This is a genomic window from Pelagihabitans pacificus (assembly GCF_009371985.2).
Classification (GTDB): domain Bacteria; phylum Bacteroidota; class Bacteroidia; order Flavobacteriales; family Flavobacteriaceae; genus Pelagihabitans; species Pelagihabitans pacificus.
In genome coordinates this window covers 87,247-113,562 of the sequence record NZ_VIKU02000006.1, presented here as the reverse complement: position 1 = coordinate 113,562, position 26,316 = coordinate 87,247, and the positions used below count along the sequence as shown (strand labels likewise).

Genomic DNA, 26,316 nt, shown 5'->3' with positions numbered 1-26,316 from the left:
TGCCGCGATTGGCTACTGTTTACTTTTTTGTTTTCTTCGGCGCCAAAACCAGCTTCCAACGAAGTAGGCGGCGAGTGCAACCAGAAAGTGCCTGAAGTAGGAACGGGGCTCGCCCTCTCCGTGAACAGTGGTAAAAATCCGGTCCCATCGGGGCCGCCAGTTCAGAATGCCATCATTGAAATTATCGAAGCTGAGCCAAATGAATATCGGGGTACCTACAATATGGTTTTCAGGAACATAGCCCCAGGCTCGGCTGTCCTCGGAATGATCCCGATTATCACCCATCATCCAATAATAATCCTGCTTGAACGTATAGGAGTCTACCACCCCACCGTTCAGACTGATTTGATTACCTGAAACACTGATGGTATTTCCCTCATAATCTTGAATGATTTTTTTATAAAGTGGTAAGACCTTTAAGTTCAAGGGAACGGTCTTCCCCTTTTCGGGAATGTAAATTGGCCCCATTTGACTATAGTTCCATGGATAATCGGGACTTTGTGGAAAAAGGTTTGTACCCCTTTGGCCTTTGGGTTGGATAATGCGTACCACCGAGTCGATAGAGGAATCGTTCTTAAGTCTTGCGACCATTTCGTCTGTGAGGGGTGCCTGCCGTTGTCTTCCGGTCTCTTCCTTTAAAGACAAATTGAGCCTTCTCATCAGCTCCACTGATATACCCGCCTCTTTGGTATATATCTCTATTTGTCCGTCGGGACGCCTGTTGAACCCCAGCACGTGCTTTTGCAAAGCCTCTGCTTGTTGCTGGCTTATTTGTGGAGTGATGTACTTTCTTTGAAAGCCACTTACGCCAATTTCTTTTAATAGATTTGACGAGACCCCTTTATTGGCATAGATCATATACTCGAATTGCGGTTTCGCCCGATCGGAAAGTTTCAATCGTTCCCCATTCACATATACATAACCATCGATTACCTCTAAGGAATCTCCCGGGATACCGACACAACGCTTTACGTAGTTCGATTTTTTATCGATGGGTTTGATGACTCCTTTTTCCTTTTTAAAGAACTGTCGAACTGTGTCGGCAGGCCAACTGAATACCACAATATCGTTTCGGTCGACCTTGGTAAATCCCGGTAGTCGAAAATAGGGCAATTGCGGTTTCTTCAGGTATGATTTTATACCGAGTCCCGGTAAGGTATCGTGTACCATTGGTGCGGCGATCGTCGTCATCGGAGTACGTGCCCCAAAGTGAAACTTGCTTACGAACAGGAGATCCCCGACGCGCAAAGTTCGTTCAAGGGATGGGGTGGGAATTACATACGGTTGGATAAAATAGGTATGCACCAGGGTAGCGGCCACTACCGCAAATACAATGGAGCTTACCCATTCGCCTAAACCAGTTTTGGGATGTAAACTACGATCTTCGACGTATTTCACGTCGAGGGCGTAGTTAATGTAATAAATGTAAAATCCTAGGGTGAGGATGACCAACCAGGTTTCCAAGAGGGTGTTTCGTCCGAAACTGCGAATGGTCTCGACCCAAACTACCGGAAACATTAACAGGTTAATAATCGGTATAAAGAGCAAAACAACCCACCATCTAGGCCTATTGATAATTTGCATTAAGACAATGGCGTTGTAGATGGGAATAGCTGCCTCCCATGCTTTTCTTCCCGCCTTTACGTATAGTTTCCAAGTCCCTAAAAAATGGATGACCTGTACTATGATGATAAATATGATCCACTGTGTTCCGTCCATATGACTAATTCTTCGTGTTTGGTTGTCTGTTCCTCACGATGTAAGAGAACGTTTGAATTAAATTATTTAGTATCGCCGCTTATAGACCCAACACATCCTTCATGTCGAATACCCCTGTTTTGCCTACAATCCATTCTGCGGCAATGACCGCTCCCAGTGCGAAACCTTCCCTGTTGTGGGCAGTATGCTTTATTTCGATACTATCTACGGAACTACTATAATCGATGATATGGGTTCCCGGGACCGACCCCGTGCGTTTCGAGCTGATGGGAATTTCATCTTTTTCCGCTTTTCCAGAGGTCCATTTGCCGTAGTCGGTATTCGCCATAATTCCCTCGGCCAAGGTAATGGCGGTACCACTTGGGGCATCGAGTTTTTGGTCGTGGTGAATCTCTTCCATGGAGACGGCGTACTCTTTCAGATTTCCCATCATTTTTGCCAAATGGGCATTGAGTTCAAAAAAAACATTCACCCCTAAACTGAAGTTGGAGGCATAAATAAACGCTCCTTGCCGTTTCTCGCAAATCTTTACCGCTTCATCGTACCGGTCTAACCATCCAGTGGTGCCTGAAATTACGGGGATACCTTTTTCAAGACTTTTGGAAATGTTCCCAAAGGCGGCATCGGGCGTACTGAAATCGATGGCCACGTCCATTTCGGAAAAATCGATTTCCTTGGTATCCACATCGATTTTCGCTACAATGTAGTGCCCTCGATCAATGGCGACTTGCTCGATTATCTTTCCCATTTTCCCATATCCGAAAAGCCCAATATTCATGAATAAATGTATCTCTGTATTATTAAAAAACCAAGATTCCTATTACACATTCAGAACTTGATAACAAAAGCCATCCCATAATTTGGATTTTGGTCAACGGTATTAAGCTCCAAAAATGGTTGTACATCAAAACTAAGGTCATCGCTGATGTTGAATTGTTTTAAATGTGCATCTACGTTGGCATCGACAATGTTTAGGATATATAGTCCGATGGTAATTACCAAGGCCAAGTCACGATCTCGTTGGAATCGTTCTTGTTGGTCTTGAAGGACATCATCGTCGAAATCAGGTCCAGAGCCGTCCCCGTTGGGATCATAGAATTCGTCATCGATAAAACCAGCTTGTCTTCTTTTAAAAGCTGTTCGAAAACGGTCATAGCGTTCATCGTTCCAGTTGTAAATATAGACTCCGGCACCCAGTACCCCGTAAATAATAGGAACTTTCCAATACCGTTTGTTATAGATTTGTCCCATTCCTGGAAGCACCGCCGAGTAGAAAGCCGCTCGGCTTGGGGCCAAGGGATTTATGGGTTTTCTTTTTTCTATTACGGAATCCTGCACCACGATACCCTTTTTCTTCAAATCGTTCTGCAGGGAGTCAACCTCCCGGTCCTGGGGTTCCTTTTCCTGTGCTAAAAGCCCTAGAGGCAGAAGTAGCAGTAAGATTTTGATATATAGGTTGTTACTCACCTATGATCAATTTTTTAATTCGGTTGAATTCCTCTTCTGAGTGGAAAGGAATGGTAATCTTGCCTTTTCCTTTTGGGTTGGCCTGAATGGCCACCTTCACCGAAAGTCGTTCGGTCAAGGCATTGGTTCCTGATTTCACGAACGCTGCCCCCTGATCGGATTTTGGCGATGTTTTCTTGGTAGCCGACCCTTCATGATAGGCCTTTACGGCCTTTTCAGTATCCCGTACCGATAAATTATCGCCCACAATACGCTCGTATAATGAGATTTGGTCCTCCTTTTTTTCGATATTCACCAAGGCCCTTCCATGCCCCATAGTTACAAATCCGTCGCGGATTCCTGTTTGGATGATAGGGTCTAACCGCAGCAACCTGAGGTAATTGGTGATGGTCGATCTTTTTTTGCCGACTCGGTCGCTCAACTTCTCTTGGGTCAATTCGATTTCGTCGATTAATCGTTGGTAGCTTAAGGCAATCTCGATGGGGTCGAGGTCTTGGCGCTGTATGTTTTCTACCAAAGCCATTTCCAGCGACTCTTGGTCATTCGCTATCCGGATATAGGAAGGTATGGTGGCCAGGCCTACCAGTTTGGAGGCTCGGAACCTACGTTCACCTGACACTAACTGGTATTTGTTGAAATCGATTTTTCGGACGGTAATGGGTTGTATGACCCCCAATTCCCTAATACTGGTAGCCAGTTCCCTCAAGGCCTCGTCATTGAAGTTTGAACGTGGCTGAAAGGGATTCACCTCGATCGTGTCCAAATCAAGTTCGACAATATTTCCTACTACCTTGTCGGCATTTTTATCGGAGGCGGATTGGATATCGTTTTCCGGATCTTTTAACAGGGCCGACAAGCCTCGGCCAAGCGCTTGTTTTTTTGTAGCCTTCGCCATTATACTTTCTCCTTGTTGCGTTTCACCATTTCATTGGCGAGATTCAGATAGTTTTCGGCCCCTTTGCTGCTCGCGTCATATTTTATGATGCTTTCCCCATAACTGGGTGCTTCGCTTAGGCGTACATTTCGTTGAATAATGGTATTAAAGACCATGTCGGCAAAGTGTTTACGCACTTCTTCCACTACTTGGTTAGAAAGTCTTAATCTCGAATCGAACATGGTGAGCAACATGCCTTCGATATCCAAATCCGGGTTGTGTATTTTTTGAACGCTTTTAATTGTATTCAACAATTTTCCCAAGCCCTCCAATGCAAAATATTCACACTGGATAGGGATAATTACCGAATCGGCCGCGGTGAGCGCATTTAAGGTTAGTAAACCCAAAGAGGGAGCACAGTCTATCAAAATATAATCGTAGGTATTCTTCAACTCCACAATGGCCTGTTTCATCATATACTCCCGTTGGTCCTTATCGACCAGTTCGATTTCTATGGCCACCAAATCGATATGGGCAGGAATAAGGTAGACGTTAGGGGAATCGGTTTTTACGATGGTCTCCAAAGCGCTTTTCGTATGCTCCAATAGCTGATATGTGCCCAGTTCTACATTGTCCACATCGATACCCATCCCTGAGGTAGCATTCGCCTGTGGATCTGCATCGATTAAAAGGACCTTCTTTTCCAACACCCCGAGAGAAGCTGCCAAATTAACTGTCGTGGTTGTTTTTCCTACCCCCCCCTTCTGATTCGCAATAGCAATAATCTTGCCCATTATCCTAGTAAGTTAGGGGGTAAAAATACGATTATTTACGATGCCAAAAAATGGAATTTGTTAACATGAAGTGAATAAGTATATAGTCCTGTGTTAAAGTAAGTTAAGAAAGTAGGGACTCCCTATTTTTGACAGGTAGTCCCCATCTTGAAGGTTCCTACGAAAGGTGTTTGGTAGCGGGGCCTACCGACAGGAAGGCAGGTGCTGCATCGAGGTTTCGTACCAATAGCACTCTATTTGTCCTCTTGCTCTTGTAGCTTCAGGCTGTCCTCATACTCGATCAAGTAGATTTCCTCGTTCTTCTTTTTGAGATAGTATTGCTCCCGTGCAAATTTTTCCAGTTGTTTGGGGTCTGAGAGTTGTTCAATGATTTTTTTATCCTTCTCAATTTCTTCCTTTAGGAATTGCTGGGTTTTTTCAAGTTTATCGATCTGTCTTTTTAGCTCTAAATGGATCAGGAGTGAATTTTGATCAAAGAATACCATCCATATTACAAAAACGGTCAATACCAATACATACATATTGGTCAATATCCGAAACCACTTTTTCTTTTTTATACTCTTCAAGCCCATGGACTATTACCCTAATTTTTCGTTGATGATGGTACGTACAATGTCAACGGCTACGGTATTGTATTTATTATTGGGAATAATGATGTCTGCATACTCCTTTGTAGGCTCGATGAACTGTTCGTGCATGGGTTTGATGTTGCACTGATATTTTTCAAGGGTCTCATTCAGGTTCCAACCACGCTCGTTCACATCCCTTTTTAACCTTCTTATCAAACGTTCGTCGGAATCGGCGTGCACGTAGATCTTGATGTCGAACATATTCCTAATGCGCGCGTTGGTAAGAATCAAGATGCCCTCTACGATCATTACCTTGCTGGGATGCGTAGGAATCGTTTTTTCCGTACGGTTACACTCCAAAAAAGAGTAGACGGGTTGTTCTACGGATCGTCCTGCGGTCAGTTCTTGTAAGTGCTCCTCCAATAGTTCGAAATCGATGGATTGGGGGTGGTCAAAGTTGGTTCTTCTCCGATCCTCCAAGCTAAGATGGGAAAGGTCGTTGTAATAGGAATCCTGCGAAATCACCCCCACCTCGCCCCTGGGTAGTTCGTTGATGATCTGATTTACTACCGTGGTTTTACCACAGCCCGTTCCCCCGGCTATCCCAATAATCAACATACTCGTTCCTTTGGTTCAAAAATACATATTTGGGTCCAAAACAACTATTTTGCAATCGCGCTTTGGAACTACATCATTATTTTTTAAAATATGACAGGACTCATATTACGGTTTCATTTGTGGAAGTACTTTTGAACAATATATTTATTATAGGTAAACTGATGTAAACGATCTAAACTTTACATAAGCTTAACCACCATGCGTAACGACCATACTTAGGAAATTGTGTAACTTAATGCTTTTGCTATAAAACATAATTGACAAAAAAAATAAACGACCGCCTATGGACACTACTTTCAAGGTAACGGTGAACGAAAGTTTATCGTTCGATATCACACAGGAAGACCTCTCCCAAATGGATGCCTTGCAAATTTCAGATGATTCTTACCACATACTTCAAGACCACAAGCCATTTTCGGTCGAGTTGATAAACACCGATTTCAATAGAAAAAGATATGTCCTAAAAGTCAACAATAATAGCTATTCAGTGGATATTTTGGGCGGGTTGGATATGCTGATCGACGAAATGGGCTTCTCCTTGGCTTCGTCCAAAAATATTACATCGATCTCGGCACCGATGCCTGGATTGATTCTGGAAATCAACGTGACCAAAGGTCAAGAGGTTCACGAAGATGATCCCTTATTGATTTTGGAAGCCATGAAAATGGAAAATATCATTACTTCCCCGAGAAACGGAACAATCAAATCGATTGCCGTGAACCAAGGAGATACTGTGGACAAAAAAAACTTGTTGATCGAATTTGAATAAAATAGCGAGAATGAAAAAAATTTTAGTAGCCAACCGCGGCGAGATTGCCATCCGTGTCATGCGAACCGCCCAAAAAATGGGTATCAAGACCGTAGCCGTATATTCAAAAGCGGATAGGAATGCCCCACATGTACGATTTGCCGATGAAGCTGTATGCATCGGGGAACCGCCCTCGAACCAGTCGTATTTATTGGGGGGCAAAATAATTGAGGTGGCAAAAGACCTGAATGTCGACGGTATACACCCTGGATACGGATTCCTGAGCGAAAATGCGGATTTTGCCGAGGAGGTCGAAAAAAACGGACTTATTTTCATCGGTCCGAAATCGAAGGCGATACGGATGATGGGTAGCAAACTGGCCGCCAAAGAAGCGGTAAAGCAATATAACATTCCTATGGTACCAGGAATCGACGAGGCAATTACCGATGTTAAAAAGGCCATGGAAATCGCCAAGGAAATCGGATTCCCCATCCTCATCAAGGCTTCGGCCGGCGGTGGCGGAAAGGGTATGCGGATCGTAGAACGGGAAAAGGATTTGGAATCCCAGATGAACCGGGCTATCAGTGAGGCCACTTCGGCCTTTGGCGATGGATCGGTATTTATCGAAAAATATGTGACCTCCCCCAGACATATCGAAATTCAGGTGATGGCCGATAGCCATGGAAATATCCTTCATTTTTTTGAGCGTGAGTGCAGTATTCAGCGTCGTCACCAAAAGGTGGTCGAAGAAGCACCCTCCTCGATTCTTACTCCCGAATTACGCGCCGAAATGGGAGACGCAGCGGTAAAAGTGGCCAAATCCTGTGACTATTTAGGGGCGGGTACGGTAGAGTTTCTGATGGACGCCGACCATAAATTCTATTTTCTTGAAATGAATACCCGGTTGCAGGTAGAGCATCCGGTCAGTGAATTGATTTCAGGGGTTGATTTGGTAGAACTACAGATCAAGATTGCTCGGGGAGAAGCCATGGAAATCAGACAAGAGGATTTAAAAATAAAGGGCCATGCCCTGGAACTACGGGTGTATGCAGAAGATCCATTGAACGATTTCCTACCAAGTGTGGGTACCTTGGAGACCTATAAGCTCCCCAATGGCAAGGGCGTTCGTGTGGATAACGGATTTGAGGAAGGCATGGATGTACCCATTTACTACGATCCCATGCTTTCGAAATTGATTACCTACGGCGCGAGCAGGGAAGAGGCCATTCAATTGATGTTGAAGGCAATAAGCGATTATCATATCGAGGGCGTCCAAACCACCTTGCCTTTCGGAAAATTTGTTTTTGAACATGAGGCATTTCGTTCCGGAAATTTCGATACCCATTTTGTAAAGAACTATTATTCTCCTGAAAAGTTGAAGGAAAGAACGGCCGAGGAAGCAAAAATAGCTGCAATCATAGCGTTGAAAAGATACAAGGAAGACCAAAACCTGCTAAGAACACCAACAAATTAGATTATGGATCCGAAACTGAAAAAACTGAACGAAAGAATTGCACTGGCCCATCAAGGTGGCGGACAGGCCCGGATAGACAAGCAGCACCAAAAAAAGAAACTAACGGCCCGTGAACGGATCGACTATTTATTGGATGAAGGTTCCTTTGAGGAAATGGGAATTTTGGTTACCCACCGCACCACCGATTTCGGAATGGAAAAAGAAATTTACTTCGGGGATGGGGTGGTCACTGGTTATGGTACTGTCGATGGGCGTTTGGTCTATGTGTATGCCCAGGATTTTACGGTCTTTGGTGGCGCACTGTCGGAGACACACGCCGAGAAGATTTGCAAGGTCATGGACCTCGCTATGAAGGTAGGGGCGCCTGTCATAGGTTTGAATGATTCGGGAGGCGCCAGAATCCAGGAGGGAGTGCGTTCCCTGGGGGGCTATGCCGATATATTTTATCGAAATGTCCAGGCATCGGGAATAATCCCCCAGATTTCGGCCATCATGGGTCCTTGTGCAGGGGGGGCGGTCTATTCCCCCGCGATGACCGATTTTACCATTATGGTCGAGCAGACCAGTTATATGTTCGTTACGGGTCCGAACGTGGTCAAAACGGTGACCAATGAGGAAGTAACCGCCGAGGAATTGGGTGGGGCAACGACACATGCCATCAAATCCGGGGTGGCACACAGGACTTCTGCCAATGACGTGGTCTGTTTGGAAGATATCAAAAAACTGTTGGGCTATCTACCCCAGAGCAATAGGGAAAAACCAGTAAAGCTTGCGTACACCTTGGGGGACGAGGTACGGGAAATGTTGGAAGGTATCGTACCCGACAGCCCCAATAAACCGTATGATATGCACGACGTTATCGAAGGTATCATCGATTCGGATTCCTTTTACGAAATCCATAAGGACTACGCCGAGAACATGTTGTGTGGTTTTGGGCGGTTGGCCGGTCGTAGTATCGGTATTATCGCCAACCAGCCCATGTTCCTAGCAGGAGTACTGGGCGTAAAGAGCTCTAGAAAAGCATCCCGATTTGTACGTTTCTGCGATGCTTTCAATATTCCAATGTTGGTATTGGTGGATGTACCGGGATTTTTGCCTGGGACCGATCAGGAATGGGATGGGATCATCGTACACGGCGCCAAATTATTGTACGCGTTCAGCGAAGCTACGGTCCCCAGGGTAACGGTAATTACGAGAAAGGCCTATGGTGGGGCGTATGATGTGATGAATTCCAAACACATCGGGGCAGACTTTAACTATGCATGGCCAACGGCGGAAATTGCGGTAATGGGTGCAAAGGGGGCAAGTGAAATCATTTTTAGAAAAGAAATCGGGGCTGCTGATGATCCCGTTCAAAAGTTAGCGGAGAAGGAGGCCGAGTACGCCGAAAAATTTGCCAATCCGTTTAGAGCTGCTCGTCGAGGGTTCGTCGATGAGGTGATTCTGCCAAAGAACACCCGTAGAAAATTGATCAAGGCATTCAGCATGCTCGAAAATAAAGAAGTACCGTTACCTAAAAGAAAACACGGTAATATTCCCTTGTAATTCCCGAGCGGTCCGCTAACGGTAAGCAAATGTCTGAATGGCCATTATTGGTCCGATGAAAGAATGATAGCCTATTTTGGGACAGGCTTCCTTATTTTGACCGTTCTTTTTGTTTCGTTTGCTGCGGATATGCCTACTTTTGCCGAATGCAAAATACGAATGCAAGGCCTGCTTTTGAGTTTGTGGCGTTGATGGCCGCATTGATGTCGATTGTAGCGTTGGCCATCGATGCTATTTTACCGGCTATCTCTACCATTGGAATCGCTATAAATAGCGTGGATCCCACCGACAACCAGCTATTGATTACCATGATTTTCTTGGGACTGGGAGTCGGACAATTATTTTTTGGACCCTTGTCCGATAGTTTTGGTAGGAAACCTATTGTGTATCTTGGCTTCATCGTGTTTGTCATTGCCAGTACGGTCTGTGTGTTGGCCCCTTCCCTGGAAATCATGATTGTTGGTCGTGTCTTACAGGGTATCGGACTTTCTGCCCCTCGGTCCATCGCGATATCGATTATTCGAGACACCTACAAGGGTGATCACATGGCCCGGATTATGTCGTTCGTCACGGCATTCTTTATTCTCATTCCCGTGGTAGCTCCTGCGATTGGGAAGTGGGTGATGGACGCCTTTGGATGGGAAGCCATTTTTTACATGCAGTTGTTTTTTGGTCTGTTGATCGCCATTTGGTTTTGGAGACGCCAGCCTGAAACCTTAAGACCGGAATATAAAGTACCATTTTCGAAAACAATTTTTTTGGATGGTTTGAAGGAGTTCTTGCGGCATCGTGAAACCGTCGCTTTTACTTTTACCTCCGGTTTCGTGACCGGGGCGTTTCTGGTGTTTCTCAGCGCATCGTCCCATGTGTTCGAAAGTCAATATGGAATGCCGGAGGAGTTTCCATATATTTTTGCCGGACTCGCCATTTCGATTGGGGCGGCTACTTTTTTGAACGGTACTTTGGTACTTCGTTTTGGCATGCGCCGATTGGCATTTATGGCGCTGACCGCTTTTTGTGCCATTGCGCTGTTGTATGTGGCTGTCTTCTGGGGAAGATTGAACCCCAGTGTACCGGTTTTAATCTTATTTTTGTCGGCCCAGTTCTTTTGCCTCGGTTTTTTGTGGGGGAACTTTCGCTCGATTGCGATGGAACCGATCGGCCATATTGCCGGAGTAGGGGCGGCCATCAACGGCTGTGTCTCGACCTTGATCGCCATACCCATTGCTTCTTATGTCGGGAGTTTTATCAACGACACCATTTGGCCCATGTTTGTAGGTCTGGCCGTTTGTGGTCTTATTTCATTAGGGATCTTTATGGCGGTTCGTAGAAAGACCAATGTTACGAGTAGGGTGATTCGATAGCGAACTGGAAAGTCGCCCTATCTGACTTATTGCTCGATAATATAGCACCAAGCTAAACTCCACTGTTACATCGGGCGCAGACCGGGTGCAACAGCAGTAAGCACATGTAAAGTGTTCATTTTGGTTTTGGAACGCTCGAACTAATGGTCTGATCAACTTTTTATAAAGCTAAAGGGCAGTGGGCTAGAGGGCATTATCTATAATTTCCTTCACTACCTCCGGATTTAATAAGGTACTGGTATCCCCAAGGTTGGAAGTATCCTTGGAGGCTATTTTTCGAAGGATGCGTCGCATGATTTTTCCGCTACGGGTTTTTGGAAGTCCAGGAACAAACTGGATTTTATCCAACTTGGCAATCGGTCCTATCTGTTCGGTAATCTGGAGATTGATTTCCTTTCGTAGGTTGTCCCTATCTCGACCCTCCCCAGTTTCTTTCAATATTACGTAACCGTACAAAGCATTGCCCTTTATGTCGTGTGGGAAGCCGACGATAGCCGATTCCGCTACTGCCGGGTGTTCGTTGATACTGTCCTCAATGGGCGCGGTTCCCAGGTTATGGCCCGAAACGATAATTACGTCGTCTACACGGCCCGTAATTCGGTAATAGCCCACCGCATCGCGCAGGGCCCCGTCCCCGGTAAAATACATGTTTTCGTATGCTGAAAAGTAGGTGTCCCGGTAGCGGTCATGATCGCCCCAAATAGTTCGTGCGATCGAGGGCCAGGGGAATTTGATACACAAACGTCCTTCTACTTGATTGCCTTTGATTTCCTGCCCGTTTTCATCCATCAGGGCGGGCTGGATACCGATGAAAGGCAGTGTGGCATAGGTCGGGGTCGTAGGGGTCACGAACGGAATCGGGGTAATCATAATGCCACCGGTTTCGGTTTGCCACCAGGTATCGATAATGGGACTCTTCTTTCTTCCTACATTATTGTTGTACCAGTGCCAGGCTTCCTCGTTGATGGGCTCACCGACCGACCCTAATACCTTTAGGCTACTTAGGTCATATTTCTCCACGAAGTCAAGATTCTCCTTGGCCAAGGCCCGAATGGCGGTTGGAGCGGTGTAAAATTGATTGATTTTGTGTTTCTCGACGACCTCCCAGAAACGCCCGAAATCCGGGTAGGAGGGAACCCCCTCGAACATGACGGTGGTGGCTCCATTGGCCAAGGGTCCGTAAATGATATAGGAATGTCCGGTAATCCATCCGATGTCTGCAGTACACCAATACACGTCCTCTTCCCGATATTGAAAAGCGTTTTTAAAGGTGTAGGCCGTATAGACCATATATCCCGCCGTAGTGTGCACCATGCCTTTGGGTTTCCCGGTAGAACCGGAAGTATATAGGATGAACAAGGGATCCTCGGCATCCATCACATCGGCTACGTAGTCGGCATACGCAGCATCCAGTAGCGGTTGGAGCCATTTATCCCTTCCTTCCAACATGTTTATTTTGGAGTTGATTCGCTTGGCAACCAATACGGTGGCCACCCCGGGGCAGCTCTCCAAGGCCTTGTCGACAATGCCCTTAAGGTCTATGGTCTTGGCACCTCGGTAGGACCCATCGGAGGTGATGACCATTTTACAATCCGAGTCGTTGATACGGGTGGATAAAGCGTTGGCGGAGAATCCCGCAAACACGACCGAATGAATGGCGCCGATGCGGGCGCAGGCCAAAACGGATACTGCAAGTTCCGGGATCATTGGCAGATAAATGCAGACACGGTCCCCCTTTTTGATGCCATTTTCGATGAGTACGTTTGCCATGCGGCACACCCGTTCATGTAATTGCCTATAAGTAATGTGTTGAACCTCCTCTTTTGGGTCGTTTGGTTCGAATATGATGGCGGTTTTAGTACCACGGGTGGGAATATGTCGATCTAAACAGTTTTCGGTAATGTTCAATTTTGCTCCTTCGAACCATTTGATTTCCGGTTTGCTAAAATCCCAGGAGAGCACTTTGTCCCATTTTTTGCGCCAAATAAAATGTTCCTCCGCGATTTCTTCCCAAAAGGCTTCCGGGTTACGAACGGACTTCCGGTAGACTTGAAAATATTCTTCTAGATGCTTAATATGGTAGTTGCTCATTTATACGTGCTTTTATCCCTTAAAAATAATCAAAAAATCAGTGTCCCGAAGCCTTTCCTGCCCCACTTGGAATACGTATGTCCTCTACAATTTCCTGAACGTTTTGAGGTGGTGCCGAAGTAAACCGCATCACAACAATCGACACCGTAAAATTCACCATCATCGCTACCGTGCCAAATCCTTCAGGAGAGATTCCAAACCACCAATCCTTGGCAAGACCCGGTACCGCTTCCTTGCCTCCATCAAAAATCCCGAACTTGAACTTCAGCATATAAAACAGCATCAGGGAAATACCCACGACCATTCCCGCTACGGCTCCTTCCTTATTCATTTTTTTATAAAAAATACCTAGGACAATGGCAGGAAAAAAGGATGCCGCGGCGAGCCCGAACGCCAGCGCTACCACTGCCGCTACAAATCCGGGCGGATTAATTCCGAAGTATCCCGCAACCACTACTGCGCCGGTCGCGGCAATCCGAGCGGCCCATAATTCCCCTTTTTCGGTAATTGTGGGGACAAATACTTTTTTGATCAAATCGTGTGATACCGAAGCTGAAATGACCAGTAGCAATCCCGCTGCGGTCGAAAGCGCCGCAGCAAGCCCTCCGGCTGCAACCAAAGCGATGACCCACGCCGGAAGGTTGGCAATTTCAGGGTTCGCCAATACCATGATATCCCGGTCCACCACCAATTCATTTTTTGAGGCATCGGCCACATACTGGATTTTACCATCACCGTTTTTGTCGGTAAACCTAATTAACTTGGTCTTCTCCCATTTGGTAAACCAGTCGGGCATGCTCGTGTAGTCCTGGTTGCTAACCGTGTTGATCATATTGGTACGGGCGAAGACCGCTACCGCCGGTGCCGTGGTATATAAAATGGCAATGAGCAATAAGGCAAGCCCCGCTGATTTTCGCGCATCCTTAACTCTTTTTACCGTGAAAAACCGGACAATCACGTGAGGGAGTCCGGCAGTGCCTACCATCAGGGCCAAGGTGATAGCGAGCACATCGATGGTGCTTTTCGTACCTGAAGTATATTCGGCAAACCCCAGTTCGGTGGAGAGACCGTTTAGCTTATCCAATAAGTAAGTGCCCGAACCGTCGTTCAGGGTAGATCCCATACCCAGTTGCGGAATGGGATTCCCCGTCATCTGTATCGAGATGAAAATCGCGGGAACCATAAAGGCAAAAATCAGTACGCAATATTGGGCCACTTGCGTATAGGTGATGCCTTTCATTCCTCCTAAAACGGCGTAAAACAATACGATAACCATCCCGATGACCACCCCGGTGTTGATGTCGACCTCCAAAAAACGTGAGAACACCAAGCCCACACCGCGCATTTGCCCTGCCACATAAGTAAAAGATACTAGGAGTGCACAAATGACCGCAACAATCCTCGCGGTCTTGGAATAATAGCGGTCACCGATGAAATCGGGAACCGTAAACTTTCCAAATTTCCTCAAATAGGGGGCCAACAGAAGTGCCAAGAGCACATAACCACCGGTCCAACCCATCAGATAGACCGAGCCATCGTAGCCGGCAAAAGCGATGATCCCGGCCATAGAAATAAAAGAGGCGGCCGACATCCAATCGGCGGCCGTGGCCATGCCGTTCGCAAGGGGGGAAACCCCGCCACCGGCAACGTAGAAATCCTTGGTAGATCCGGCTCTGGACCAGATGGCAATACCGATATATAGGCCAAAGGTAAGAGCTACAAGCACATAGGTCCATAGTTGCACATCGTTCATATTTTTACAGATTTAAAGTTGGTATTTTATTTGATGATCGAGATTTAAATCGGTTTACTTGAAGCAAGTGACCCCGGCCTGCCGGTCTTTCCGTTTTCACTCTGGCAGACAGCGCTTCCAAGGAAGTTGGCGGCAAGGTGAACAATGGTCTTTGGCTACAGTCGAATAAACGAATGAACCCTTCATTCGTCATATCCATATTTTTTATCGAGCCTGTTCATAAGGCGTACGTAAATAAAAATCAACAGCACAAAAACGTAGATCGCTCCCTGCTGGGCGAACCAAAATCCCAATTGAAAACCGCCAATTTTTATATTGTTCAGCGCATCCTTGAAAAGAATACCTGCGCCATAGGACACCGCGAACCAAATGAAGAGTAACAGAAAGAGGTAACGAACGTTCTCTTTCCAGTAAGCGGTCGCTTTTTTTTGTTTATCAGACATGTTGGTAATTTATTTGGTTTTTCAAGATAGGTATTTGCGACGTAAACATCGAACCGGCTTCAACTTTTTGCAGTTAACCAAAAAAAAAGCAATTATTTGGTAAACAGAAGATGGTTTAGATGGTTCTTTAATTAGGGAGGTATAAAACCCCGCTAGACGAGTCTCTTTTAGCCCCCGTAACGGAACATAGTATATTGATTTCCTGTTCCATCCTAAGAGCTCCCATTAGTGCGAAGACCAAAGCCTCCTTAAATTCGATCAAGGTAGGTTCCGGTACGACAACTTTGGTATCGCTTCCTACTTTTTCTTGGAGAGTATCAATCAAAAAATGGTTCAAGGCACCCCCACCGGAGACAAAAAGGCTTTGTCGGTTTCCAGTGCTGTTGCGTTTTATTTGTTGGGCTACTTTTTCGCAGATATGATGCACAGCGGTGTGCAGCAGATTTTCTATGTGGTCATCGGTCTCATCGACTATAGGCGCTACTTCCTCTACAAACCACTCGTACCCGATAGATTTTGGATGGGGAAGGAGATAATAGGCAAGCCCATTCAGCTTTTCGAGCATTTTGGAATTGATAGTTCCGTTCCTCGCCAGTTCACCCCCTTTGTCATAGTCCAAGTCGATTTTTCGAGTGATGTAGTTCAAGATCATATTGGCCAAGCCGATGTCATAGGCGATTCGCTTGCCTTTCTGTTCAAAGGAGACATTACTGATACCCCCGAGATTTAGACAGAAGTCATAATTGCCAAAAAAGAGTCGGTCCCCAATGGGTACCAAGGGAGCGCCTTGTCCGCCCAAAGAAACATCGTTGGTACGGAAGTCACAAACGACCCGATGTCCGCTGGCATTGGCCAAATGCTGTCCGGAACCGATTTGATAGGTAAGGCCGTTTTGGGGTTGATGATGTGTGGTATGTCCGTGACTGGCTATATAATCGACTTCAAGCGCGTTTTCCTTGATAAACTCTATGGACTGTTCACCCAACCAAGTACCGTATTCATTGTTGAATACCAAGAGCTTGTCCGCTTGAAGAAATATGGCATCTTTAAGTTCGGCCTGCATTTCGACCGTATAGGAAACACTTTTGGTATTCAGAATTTCGAAAGACCACTGGTCTTTGTTTTTCATAATATGGCAATAGGCCAGGTCTAGTCCGTCTAATGAGGTACCGGACATTAATCCCAGCATTTTAAATGTTTTTACCATAGGGTTCTTTTCTTGCGTTACTGTTTTTTATGTAGAAATGGATACGGGAAGTATACCTTTTGCCTTGAAATGGCCCAAAAAGTGGGCGGCCGCTACTTCTTGGAAAATATCAAAATTTTGATAGGCCATTACCACGGCTTTCGCATTCGTACTTTCGATATGGTTCAACACATACGGATTTCCAAATAGGTACAACACCACATTCTTTGACCTCAAAAGTGAATTGATCCATAAAAGTTCTTCCTGGGACAGACCAAAATGGTTTGCTGGTTTTACCTGTGGGGGAAACAAGGCCATCAGCACATTATTTTCAGGCATGTTCAAAACATCTTCGGATATAGGCAGGTATTCGAACTTTTTATTTTCATAAATAGTTTTAAAAAATTGATTATCACTATCTCGAAAATTCGAAATTCCTAAAAAAGAACTTTCTTTAAATTCGAAAATGTCCTGCTCCGCACCCTTGTGTAGTGTAAGGCTTTTTCGCGCTACGCGTTCGTTTAGATCGGTTGGGTTTGTCAATTCAAAGCGTCTATTAGCTTCCGTTGCAAAGGTCTTCTCCTTCAATTTCCACACTCTTGAAAAACCTTCTTCAATTTGGGCTTTACTGGCTTTCCTCAAGATGGTTGCAATACCTTCTTCGATATGTTCCGCAAAGCACAAAATATCGTTTCCGGCGTCGAAGGCGAGCCATTCCAATTCACCTTTTTCCTCATATTTTTTGGATACTGCATGCATGTTGAGTGCGTCCGACACCACGACACCTTCGAACCCCATTTCGGTTCGCAGAAGGCCTTTAATAATGTCTTTTGAAACGCTCGATGATATCTTGTTTCCCCGGGCAATTGATGGAACCGACAAGTGCCCGACCATGACGGAATCCATTCCTTCCTTAATTAGCTTTTGAAAGGGATACAGCTCGTTGTTCAGCAGCTCCTCTTTTGATTTATCGATCAATGGTAAATCTAAATGGGAATCGGTGGCCGTATCGCCATGACCTGGAAAATGTTTTATGCTAGTCAATACACCTTCACTTTGGGTGCCCTTGATAAAAGCAAGAGCTTTTTCGGTTACTTGGAGTTTGTCCTCCCCAAAAGAGCGATAGCCTATAACCGGATTGTTAGGATTATTGTTTAGGTCGACCACTGGGGCCAGATTCCAATGGATACCGGCAGCTCTACAGTCCCTAGCGATATTCCTCCCGATTTCAAAGATCAAATTTTTCTCCTGAATGGCACCTAAGGTAATTGCATACGGGTACTGGGGAGTGTTTTCAATTCGCATCGCGAGCCCCCACTCGGCATCGATAGCAATCAGTAAAGGATATTTGGCTGCTTTTTGATAGCGTTGAATACGTTTTTTTAGGATTGTAAAGCTTCTCTCATTGTAGACGACTTCTTTTTTACCCTCATAATTCGTGGCGGCACTGGCACGGCTATGAAAGAAGCAGAGTCCGCCTACGGATTGCGCCCGAATCAGATTTTCCAATTGTGTAATCTCCTCTTCGGTATCGTTGATAAATGCGGCCGGCATAAAAAGCTGACCTACTTTCTCTTTTAAGGAAAGTCGTTCCTTTTTCCCTATTTTAATCACGCTATTTCTCATTTGCGGATTTGGCTTTACCGAAATCGGCTGGATAATCAATGTACTTGAGCATTAAAAATGCCGGAAAAGCTGCAATGACGACCCATATAAAAAAACCATCATATCCCAACCATTCCTGCATAAAACCGCTGATAAGTCCTGGAAGCATCATGCCAAGGGCCATAAATCCGGTCGCTATGGCATAGTGAGAGGTCTTGGACTTTCCTTCCGCAATATAGATGAGGTATACCATAAAGCCCGCTATGCCAAAACCATACCCGAATTGTTCCAGTACAACGGTACCGACCACGGCGACAAGATTGGTGGTCTGCGTCAGCGCCAAAAATGCATAAAGGGCGTTGGGAACATTAAGTGAGAGTAGCATGGGGAGCATCCATTTTTTTAAACCATTCCTAGAAATAAGTATTCCGCCCAATATACCGCCTACAGTGAGCATAATCACTCCAATGGTCCCATAAATGGTTCCAACTTCGGCAGTGGAATACCCAAGACCACCTTCTGTTGTCGGGTCTAATAAAAAAGGGGAGGCCATTTTTACCAATTGTGACTCCCCAAGCCGAAAGAGCAGGATAAAGGTCAAAGCAATACCGATGCCAGGTTTTTTAAAAAAGGAAATGAAAACCTCCATAAAGCTTTTTGGCTTGTCGAGGGTAATGGCCGAGGAAGATTCGAATTTCGGGGTAACCAAGAAATTGGATATGGTAAGTAAAAGCATCAAAAAAGCCGCACAGATCATGGTATATGACCAAGCTTTGGTATTATCGCCATAATGGTTTTCCAAAAAACCGGCTAGAATCACCAAAAGTCCTTGACCCGTAACGGTCGATAGTTTATAAAATGTACTTCGAAGTCCTACAAAAAACGATTGTTTTTCCTCGGTAAGACCGATCATGTAGTACCCATCGGAGGCAATGTCATTGGTCGCGGAGGCAAAGGCTGCCATCCAAAAACAGGCGAGGGAGGTGACAAAGAATATATTGGTCGGCAGGGTTAGTCCGACCCCCAGAAGTGCAATGGAAATGAATAACTGAGATCCTAGGATCCAATTGCGTTTGGTACTTTTAAGGTCTACGAACGGACTCCATAATGGTTTAATGACCCAGGGTAAGTAAAGCCAGGAGGTATACAGGCCGATATCGGCATTACTGACACCCAATTTTTTGTACATAATGACCGAAACGGTGACCACCATTACATAGGGGAGCCCTTGGGTAAAATACAGTACCGGGACCCAAGCCCACGCCCATTTGTTTTTTTGTATCATTGGTTATGGTTGAAATTTAAGTTCAAGTGTCAAGTTCAAATTCAAGGTATTTTCCCTCCCCTTTACGTACTTTTTCATCTTTGCCCCTTATCGTTTTAAATGAACTACTATCGGTTCTGATTCCCTTCGATAGCGGTCGATAAAAACGAATGCCATTTGTTTTTTTCCCGCTATTCGATAAACTGGAAGGGGCACTACATTGCGATTTTCCAGAGGAATTTTTGCCAAAAGTTTTTTAATAGGGTATTCCATTCGCTTTCTTTTTCCGGAGGCATAGACCATTGCGTATCGATAGTTTTCCAGATTGTCAAAATCCATATACACGGTGTCGTTTTTCTTGATTAGTGAGTTCAACGAGATTTGGGACTTTACCGCTTTGCGTGCCAGTGGTGAAGCAGGGGGTATGGAAGCCCTCTTATAATGTCTTTTTTTGAGTATCGCTACCACATCCTCGTTATTCTTCATCAAGCTTTTGGCGCTGAAAAAGGCATTTCCACTTACTGCATCGGTATTTCTCGCCAAGGTGAGTTGATTAGGTAATTCCTTCTTATCATCCCAGGCCTTGTCACTGTTGTTCCTTATTTTGTAGGGGCCGTTGCCTATGTACAAGTTGGTATTTTGGACCTTCCCGGACCACCAATCAACAATCTTATGATGAGAGGCCACGGGGAGTTCCATACTCCAGTATACTTGCGGAATCAGGTAATCGAGCCATTCTTTTTCCATCCAAAGCAGGGGATCGGCGAAGAGGTTTTCGTAGGTGGTCTGCCCGGCTCGGGTATCCGAACCTTGGGGGTCGGTTGATTGATTCTTCCAAACTCCGAACGGACTAACACCAAACTGTACCCACGGTTTGCGGGCCTTGATGATTTCATGGCTGTTTTTGATCAACGAATCAATATTGCTGCGTCGCCAGTCTTCCAAAGACTGATTGGGGAGGCCATGATGAGCAAAACTTAAGGAATCTTGAAATACTTCGTCATTAATGGTATAGGGGTAAAAGTAGTCATCGAAGTGAATGGCATCGATATCATAGTTAGTAATGATTTCGTCGATTACTTGGATCATGCGATTACGTACTTCGGGTAATCCGGGGTTGTAATAGTATTTTTTCCCATATTGGACCATCCATTCAGGATGCAGGTTGAAATCATGGGTAGGGCTTAGGATGTTGGTCCTTAAGTCGAAGGTAGCGCGATAGGGATTGAGCCAAGCATGAAATTCCATGCCTCTTTTGTGGGTTTCCCTGATCATCCACGTCAATAGATTTTCATGGGCTTCTTGTTTCTGTCCTTCGGTTCCCGTTAAAAATCGGGACCATGGGGCGAAGTGGGAATTATAAAAAGCATCTCCCGCGGTACGAACTTGAACAATAGCCGTATTAAAGTTGAGGTCGTCGTAAAAATCGAGGATTTCGAGAAAATCATTCTTTTGTTTTTCCACCGGGTCGGCACCGTTACGGGGCCAATCGATATTTACCACCGTAGCTACCCAAAAACCCCTGAATTCGCTTTTGGGTTGGGGAATAGGCTGAAAAATACTGCAGGAAGTGCCTAGTAGCGAGACTACGAAAGCGATTATGGTGGTTGGCTTTTTTTTCAAGAGTTATTGTTTGTATTTATCATTCCAAGGTATAGGATATCCAGACGGATGTTCAAGCCTGGAAAGTAGGATTACCTTGTGCCCAAGAATGACAAATATACTGTAACATGTCTATTTGAACTTATACCGAACAAACCCTTCCATCGCTTCGTACTCTGCCATTCCCAAGGCATTGTATTTACGGGCAGTTTCCTTGTTTCGCTGCTCGGCCCGTTGCCAAAACTCCCGTTCATCGTTTCCTGGGAACATGGCCGCATCTTTTTGGGATTGATGTTTAAAAATAGCATTTTTCTTGCGTTGCATATCCTTGGGACCAATGGGCACGCACATTTCCATATCCGCAATGTCCCATTCCTGCCAAGCACCCCGATACAGCCAAAGATAACAGTCATCGATCCATTTCGCCCCTTCTTGCACGAAGCGGTCCATCGCTTCATAAATAATTTGAAGACATACCCTATGGGTACCGTGGGGATCCGAAAGGTCACCGGCCGCAAAGATTTGATGAGGCTTTATGTCGTTCAAGAGGTCGTAGGTAAGCTGAACATCGACCGCGGAATGCGGTTTTTTCTTGACCGTTCCCGTTTCATAAAAGGGTAGATTTTGGAAATGGGCATTTTCTTCCTTTACCCCGCAATAACGACAGGCAGCCAAGGCTTCCCCTTTGCGGATAAGTCCTTTGAAATTCTGTATTTCAGGACTATCGACCTGCCCGGGCAACTTATTGCTTAAGAACTTCCGAACGTCTTTAAACTGTTGTTGCAGTTCTGCATTTCCTTCCTGTATGTCCGTAGCGAAATCCATAAAACGTATTACCTCGTCATCGAACACCGCGATATTCCCTGAGGTCTGATAAGCCACATGTACCTCGTGACCTTGGTCGACCAAACGAAGCAGGGTTCCCCCCATGGAAATAACATCATCATCGGGGTGTGGACTAAAAATGAGGCATGTTTTAGGGTAGGGATCTTTTCGCTCCGGTCGCTGGCTATCATCTGCATTAGGTTTTCCTCCTGGCCAGCCGGTGATGGTGCGTTGTAAGTCGTTGAAGACTTTTAAGTTGATATGTTCGGCAGAACCGATTTCGGCAACAAGGCTTCCCATCCCGTGCTCATTATAATCTTCATTGGTGAGTTTTAAGATGGCCTTGTCCAATTTTTCGGAGAGCCATAGGGTCGCCTTCTTAACTAGTTTGTCGGTCCACACACATTCACTGGTCAGCCATGGGGTAAATACCCTTGTGAGGGAAGAAGCCGCGGCATGGTCGATGATAAAGTCACAGTTGTCATGATGCTGAAGGAAGGTAGCCGGTACGGATTCTTTAATTTTTCCCTCAACCGCTTGCTTGATGATTTCCGCTTTTCCTTCTCCCCAGGCCATTAAGATGATGCGTTTGGCGGCCATAATGGTACCTACACCCATCGTCAAGGCTTTTGCAGGTACGTTCTCTAGCCCAAAAAAGTCGCTGGCCGCATCGAGACGGGTCACACGATCAAGGCGCACCATCCTAGTTTTACTCTTCAGGGAAGATCCAGGCTCGTTGAAACCGATATGACCCGTTCGCCCGATACCCAAGACTTGTATATCGATACCTCCGGCCGTGCGTATTTTGTCTTCGTATTCATGGCAGTAGTCCCTTACATCTTCTTTGTCCAAAGTGCCATCAGGGATATGAACGTTTTCCTTCTTGATATCGATGTGGTCGAAAAGGTGTTCGTTCATAAACCGGACGTAGCTGTGAATGGAATCGGGTTCCATGGGGAAATACTCGTCCAAATTGAAGGTAATGACGTTTTTAAAACTCAACCCTTCCTCATTATGGAACTTGACCAAAAAGTCATATACCTTGGTAGGGGTCGATCCGGTAGCCAGCCCTAGGACCACTTGTTTACCCTGTTTTTGGCGTTGCCGTATCAAATCCGCAATTTCATTGGCAACAAAAAACGAAGCCTCTTGGGAGCTTTCATAGATTATCGTGTTGATTCTTTCGAATTTCCGGGATTCCTCATCGGTTGGATAGTGCCCTATCTTCGGTTTTGTGGATGTTTCGGCCATTTTGGATGTTTTAAACAATAATTAAACGAGACAAAGATAGTGAAATAACTTATTACCTGCTGTTTTTTGCAGTTTAAATTGCTGTTTTATGCATTTTTTAAGGATTTAATACCGTATCAATCATTAAAAACGGAACAAAATGGCATGTGGATTTATTTTTTATCTTTGTGTCCAAGAATTAGAAATTCATGCTAAAAGAAGAACGGCAGCGTGCGATTTTAAACGAAGTAGCCTTACACAATAGAGTATTACTTACCGATATCGCCGAAGCATTGGATGTCTCGATCGATACGGTACGCAGGGATGTCAAGGAACTTGATGCCGAACAAAAACTTCGGAAGGTCCACGGCGGGGCGATTTCGTTGGGTTTTACCAATCAAAGCATTAGAAATACCAACATCTACGCGTTGGAGGAAAAGATGAAGATTGCCGAAAAGGCAGTGAAATTGCTGAAGGAAGGCGGGGTTATTTTTATTGATGGGGGGACTACTTGCTTGGAATTGGCTCGAGCCCTTCCGGAGAATGTCAGGCTGACTTGCTTTACATTGAGTCTTCCTGTTGCGTTTGAGCTGTTGGCCAAACCAAATGTGGAAGTTATATTTATCGGGGGACAGCTTTCACGCGATGCCCAGATCGCTATCGGTGCGCACGCAATTCACGGACTTTCGGAAATCAGGGTCGATTACAGTTTTATCGGTACAGGATATGTAGATTCTCTTTATGGATTGACCGAGTTCGATTGGGATATTGTACAACTCAAAAAAGCTGTCATCAAGGCGGCAAAAAAAACAGTACTGTTGTGCATATCCGAAAAACTGAACTCGCAACATCGATATAAGACCTGTGACATAAATGCGATCAATACCATGATCACCGAGTTAGATCCGACGAATAATCTTTTAAACTTATTCAGGGACCACGATTTACGGTTGTTGTAATAAGGAAGAATCGAAGACAAAGGAGTAGATGTTGCCGAACCCCACTCAACGCCAGCACCAAATATTTAACTAAAAGGATGGATTACACTAAAATTACCGAAACACCCTCCAATCATGACGATTTGGAACGAATGGATACCGCTACCATTCTTCAAAAAATGAACGGGGAAGATAAAAAAGTAGCGGACGCCGTGGCGTTGGTAATACCCCAAATCTCAAAGCTGGTCGATGCTTTGGCCGAACGTTTTAAAAGCGGGGGCCGCTTGTTCTATATCGGTGCAGGTACAAGTGGGCGTTTGGGGATTTTGGATGCCTCGGAGATTCCGCCCACCTTCGGAATGCCGCATGAAAGGGTAGTGGGTTTGATCGCGGGAGGGGATACGGCCATAAGAAAGGCCGTTGAGAACGCCGAGGACGACCGGATCCAGGCTTGGAAAGATTTGATGATGCATAATATTAATAGCAACGATGTAGTGGTGGGTATTGCGGCCTCCGGAACGACCCCTTATGTACTGGGTGGAATCAAGGATGCCAGGGCAAATGGATTGCTCACCGCAGGGATTACCAACAATCCTGGATCTCCCCTGGCCATGGCCGTAGATATTCCCATCGAAGTAAACGTAGGCCCGGAGTTTGTTACGGGCAGCACTCGAATGAAAAGCGGTACTTCACAAAAATTGGTGCTTAATATGATTTCGACCGCTTTAATGATTAAAATTGGTCGCGTGAAGGGAAATAAGATGGTCAATATGCAATTGAGCAACGATAAATTGGTCGACCGTGGAACGAGGTATGTTATGGAAGGACTCGGCGTCGATTATGACGAGGCCGAAGCACTGCTCAAGAAATACGGTTCCGTAAAGAAGACTTTGGAGGAAGAAGGAAAATGACGCTCTACTACTTTAAATCGATACTTTTTCAACGATTTTGATTCATCTGATTCTAAATCAAAATATCGTTTTTTGGGACTGGGTTATAGGCCGGACAGTTATCTAAGCTATTAAGGGCCGAACGATTTTTCCTTTCTTGTCCGAAAATTTAGGTCCTGCAGCTAGCCTTTCGGAACCAATTTAAAAATACCTTTTCCCTCTACGGCCACATAAATGAGTCCATCGGGTCCTTCCTTCACATCCCTTACACGGCCTATGCCCTCGAGGAGCTTCTCACGTTTTACCACCTTGGTACCTTCCAATACCAAACGCTCCAGATATTGGAAGGCCAATGACCCTACCAAAAGGCTCCCCTTATAACCCTTATAGTTGTCAGAGGTTACGAAGGTCATGCCGCTGGGGGCGATGCTGGGCACCCAATAGTAAATGGGCTGTTCCATGCCCTCCATTTCGGTTTTGTCAGTAATGGGAGTACCACTGTAGTTGATACCATAGGTGATGACCGGCCATCCGTAGTTTGCCCCAGCTTTAATAACATTGATTTCATCCCCACCTCTTGGACCGTGTTCATGATCCCATATCGCACCGGTTTCAGGGTGCCTTACGAGACCTTGTGGATTTCTGTGGCCATAGCTATAAATGGCGGTCTTTGCACCGCTGGTTCCAACAAATGGATTATCGGAAGGGATGGTCCCATTATCCAACAAGCGGTAAATTTTTCCACCGTCCCTAGTAATGTCCTGCGGATTCACGTCCCTCGCTCCTCGTTCCCCTATGGAAAAATAAAGGTAGCCATCAGTATCAAACTCGATTCGGGACCCAAAATGTTGGCCCTTTGTAGTATTAGGCGTTGCTTTATATAGTAATTGGTTGTCGATCAACGAATTACCTTGCAATTTTGCTCGCAATAGCGCAGTGTTCCCCCCCTTTTGGTCACCTTCCGAAGAGGAATAGGTCAGATAAATCCAACCATTGTTTTCGTAGTCGGGATGCAGTTCTAAATCCATGAGTCCCCCCTGCCCTCGATTATAGACTTCGGGCACATTTGAAATGGAGGTTTTGACTCCATCTTTAAAGTGAATCAGTTGGCCTGATTTCTCGGTTACGAGAATGCTTCCGTCGGGTAGGAAGGCCATTCCCCATGGAATCTGCAGTTCGTCGATCAGCAGTTCCTCGACGAACGGCACAGACGAAGGTTCAACAACTTGACTTTCAGTATCTTGCGCACAAGACAGATTGAACATTACAACGAATACCCAAATAAAGAACACACTATTTTTCATAAAACAACGTTAG

The 26,316-nt window shown here is 45.4% G+C and carries 22 protein-coding genes; 6 read left to right on the top strand and 16 right to left on the bottom strand.

The window, feature by feature from the left end:
- Positions 1-12: 12 nt before the first annotated feature.
- From lepB to udk, 7 genes are all read right to left on the bottom strand, one after another.
- The gene (gene lepB / locus FK220_RS17460; RefSeq protein WP_152575645.1) at positions 13-1,719 is read right to left on the bottom strand and encodes a signal peptidase I; all 1,707 of its coding nucleotides are present in this window, start codon (positions 1,717-1,719) and stop codon (positions 13-15) included.
- A gap of 79 nt (positions 1,720-1,798) precedes the next feature.
- Positions 1,799-2,497, bottom strand: a complete 699-nt coding sequence (gene dapB, locus FK220_RS17455) for a 4-hydroxy-tetrahydrodipicolinate reductase (RefSeq protein ID WP_152575644.1) — start codon at positions 2,495-2,497, stop codon at positions 1,799-1,801.
- Positions 2,498-2,547: 50 nt separating this feature from the next.
- Positions 2,548-3,186 (bottom strand): DUF5683 domain-containing protein, encoded by a 639-nt coding sequence (locus tag FK220_RS17450; protein ID WP_317168346.1) that lies wholly within the window; start codon positions 3,184-3,186, stop codon positions 2,548-2,550.
- Positions 3,179-4,081 (bottom strand): ParB/RepB/Spo0J family partition protein, encoded by a 903-nt coding sequence (locus FK220_RS17445; RefSeq protein ID WP_152575643.1) that lies wholly within the window; start codon positions 4,079-4,081, stop codon positions 3,179-3,181. The genes FK220_RS17450 and FK220_RS17445 overlap by 8 nt, the downstream gene beginning before the upstream one ends.
- Positions 4,081-4,854 (bottom strand): ParA family protein, encoded by a 774-nt coding sequence (locus FK220_RS17440; RefSeq protein WP_152575642.1) that lies wholly within the window; start codon positions 4,852-4,854, stop codon positions 4,081-4,083. The genes FK220_RS17445 and FK220_RS17440 overlap by 1 nt, the downstream gene beginning before the upstream one ends.
- 233 nt (positions 4,855-5,087) lie before the next feature.
- The gene (locus FK220_RS17435; RefSeq protein ID WP_152575641.1) at positions 5,088-5,426 is read right to left on the bottom strand and encodes an FtsB family cell division protein; all 339 of its coding nucleotides are present in this window, start codon (positions 5,424-5,426) and stop codon (positions 5,088-5,090) included.
- 6 nt (positions 5,427-5,432) lie between these two features.
- Positions 5,433-6,041, bottom strand: coding sequence for a uridine kinase (gene udk, locus FK220_RS17430; protein WP_152575640.1), 609 nt, complete (start codon positions 6,039-6,041; stop codon positions 5,433-5,435).
- 283 nt (positions 6,042-6,324) lie between these two features.
- Between udk and FK220_RS17425 the strand changes: the two genes are divergently transcribed.
- The 4 genes from FK220_RS17425 to FK220_RS17410 all read left to right on the top strand — a co-directional run bounded on the left by FK220_RS17425 (position 6,325) and on the right by FK220_RS17410 (position 11,172).
- Complete coding sequence (locus FK220_RS17425; protein ID WP_152575639.1) at positions 6,325-6,810, top strand: acetyl-CoA carboxylase biotin carboxyl carrier protein subunit; 486 nt, start codon at positions 6,325-6,327, stop codon at positions 6,808-6,810.
- Between the two features lie 10 nt (positions 6,811-6,820).
- On the top strand, positions 6,821-8,263 hold the full coding sequence (accC, locus tag FK220_RS17420; RefSeq protein ID WP_152575638.1) for an acetyl-CoA carboxylase biotin carboxylase subunit: 1,443 nt from the start codon (positions 6,821-6,823) through the stop codon (positions 8,261-8,263).
- A 3-nt stretch (positions 8,264-8,266) separates the two neighbouring features.
- Complete coding sequence (locus FK220_RS17415; RefSeq protein WP_152575637.1) at positions 8,267-9,808, top strand: acyl-CoA carboxylase subunit beta; 1,542 nt, start codon at positions 8,267-8,269, stop codon at positions 9,806-9,808.
- Positions 9,809-9,954: 146 nt separating this feature from the next.
- A complete protein-coding gene (locus tag FK220_RS17410) occupies positions 9,955-11,172 on the top strand; it encodes a multidrug effflux MFS transporter (protein ID WP_152575636.1) in 1,218 nt (405 codons plus the stop codon).
- 183 nt (positions 11,173-11,355) lie between these two features.
- Here the strand turns inward: FK220_RS17410 and acs are convergent, their stop codons facing one another.
- The 8 genes from acs to nagB all read right to left on the bottom strand — a co-directional run bounded on the left by acs (position 11,356) and on the right by nagB (position 23,192).
- The gene (gene acs / locus FK220_RS17405) at positions 11,356-13,263 is read right to left on the bottom strand and encodes an acetate--CoA ligase (protein WP_152575635.1); all 1,908 of its coding nucleotides are present in this window, start codon (positions 13,261-13,263) and stop codon (positions 11,356-11,358) included.
- Positions 13,264-13,300: 37 nt separating this feature from the next.
- Positions 13,301-15,016 carry a sodium:solute symporter family protein gene (locus FK220_RS17400; RefSeq protein ID WP_152575634.1) on the bottom strand — a complete coding sequence of 572 codons (1,716 nt, stop codon included), beginning with the start codon at positions 15,014-15,016 and terminating at the stop codon, positions 13,301-13,303.
- 182 nt (positions 15,017-15,198) lie between these two features.
- On the bottom strand, positions 15,199-15,459 hold the full coding sequence (locus FK220_RS17395; protein ID WP_152575633.1) for a DUF4212 domain-containing protein: 261 nt from the start codon (positions 15,457-15,459) through the stop codon (positions 15,199-15,201).
- Between the two features lie 127 nt (positions 15,460-15,586).
- Positions 15,587-16,648, bottom strand: coding sequence for an anhydro-N-acetylmuramic acid kinase (locus tag FK220_RS17390; RefSeq protein ID WP_238719091.1), 1,062 nt, complete (start codon positions 16,646-16,648; stop codon positions 15,587-15,589).
- A gap of 45 nt (positions 16,649-16,693) precedes the next feature.
- Complete coding sequence (locus FK220_RS17385; protein ID WP_152575631.1) at positions 16,694-18,271, bottom strand: glycoside hydrolase family 3 protein; 1,578 nt, start codon at positions 18,269-18,271, stop codon at positions 16,694-16,696.
- On the bottom strand, positions 18,261-19,535 hold the full coding sequence (locus FK220_RS17380; protein ID WP_152575630.1) for an MFS transporter: 1,275 nt from the start codon (positions 19,533-19,535) through the stop codon (positions 18,261-18,263). The genes FK220_RS17385 and FK220_RS17380 overlap by 11 nt, the downstream gene beginning before the upstream one ends.
- 87 nt (positions 19,536-19,622) lie before the next feature.
- Positions 19,623-21,137: a glycoside hydrolase family 10 protein gene (locus tag FK220_RS17375; RefSeq protein ID WP_238719090.1), complete on the bottom strand. Its 1,515-nt coding sequence runs from the start codon at positions 21,135-21,137 to the stop codon at positions 19,623-19,625.
- 111 nt (positions 21,138-21,248) lie between these two features.
- Positions 21,249-23,192: a glucosamine-6-phosphate deaminase gene (nagB, locus tag FK220_RS17370; RefSeq protein ID WP_152575629.1), complete on the bottom strand. Its 1,944-nt coding sequence runs from the start codon at positions 23,190-23,192 to the stop codon at positions 21,249-21,251.
- Between the two features lie 188 nt (positions 23,193-23,380).
- Here nagB and FK220_RS17365 point away from each other — a divergent pair, with 188 nt between their 5' ends.
- Positions 23,381-24,130, top strand: a complete 750-nt coding sequence (locus FK220_RS17365) for a DeoR/GlpR family DNA-binding transcription regulator (RefSeq protein WP_152575628.1) — start codon at positions 23,381-23,383, stop codon at positions 24,128-24,130.
- 77 nt (positions 24,131-24,207) lie between these two features.
- On the top strand, positions 24,208-25,020 hold the full coding sequence (murQ, locus tag FK220_RS17360) for an N-acetylmuramic acid 6-phosphate etherase (protein ID WP_152575627.1): 813 nt from the start codon (positions 24,208-24,210) through the stop codon (positions 25,018-25,020).
- 161 nt (positions 25,021-25,181) lie between these two features.
- Here the strand turns inward: murQ and FK220_RS17355 are convergent, their stop codons facing one another.
- Positions 25,182-26,303, bottom strand: coding sequence for a PQQ-dependent sugar dehydrogenase (locus FK220_RS17355; RefSeq protein WP_152575626.1), 1,122 nt, complete (start codon positions 26,301-26,303; stop codon positions 25,182-25,184).
- Between the last annotated feature and the right edge of the window lie 13 nt (positions 26,304-26,316).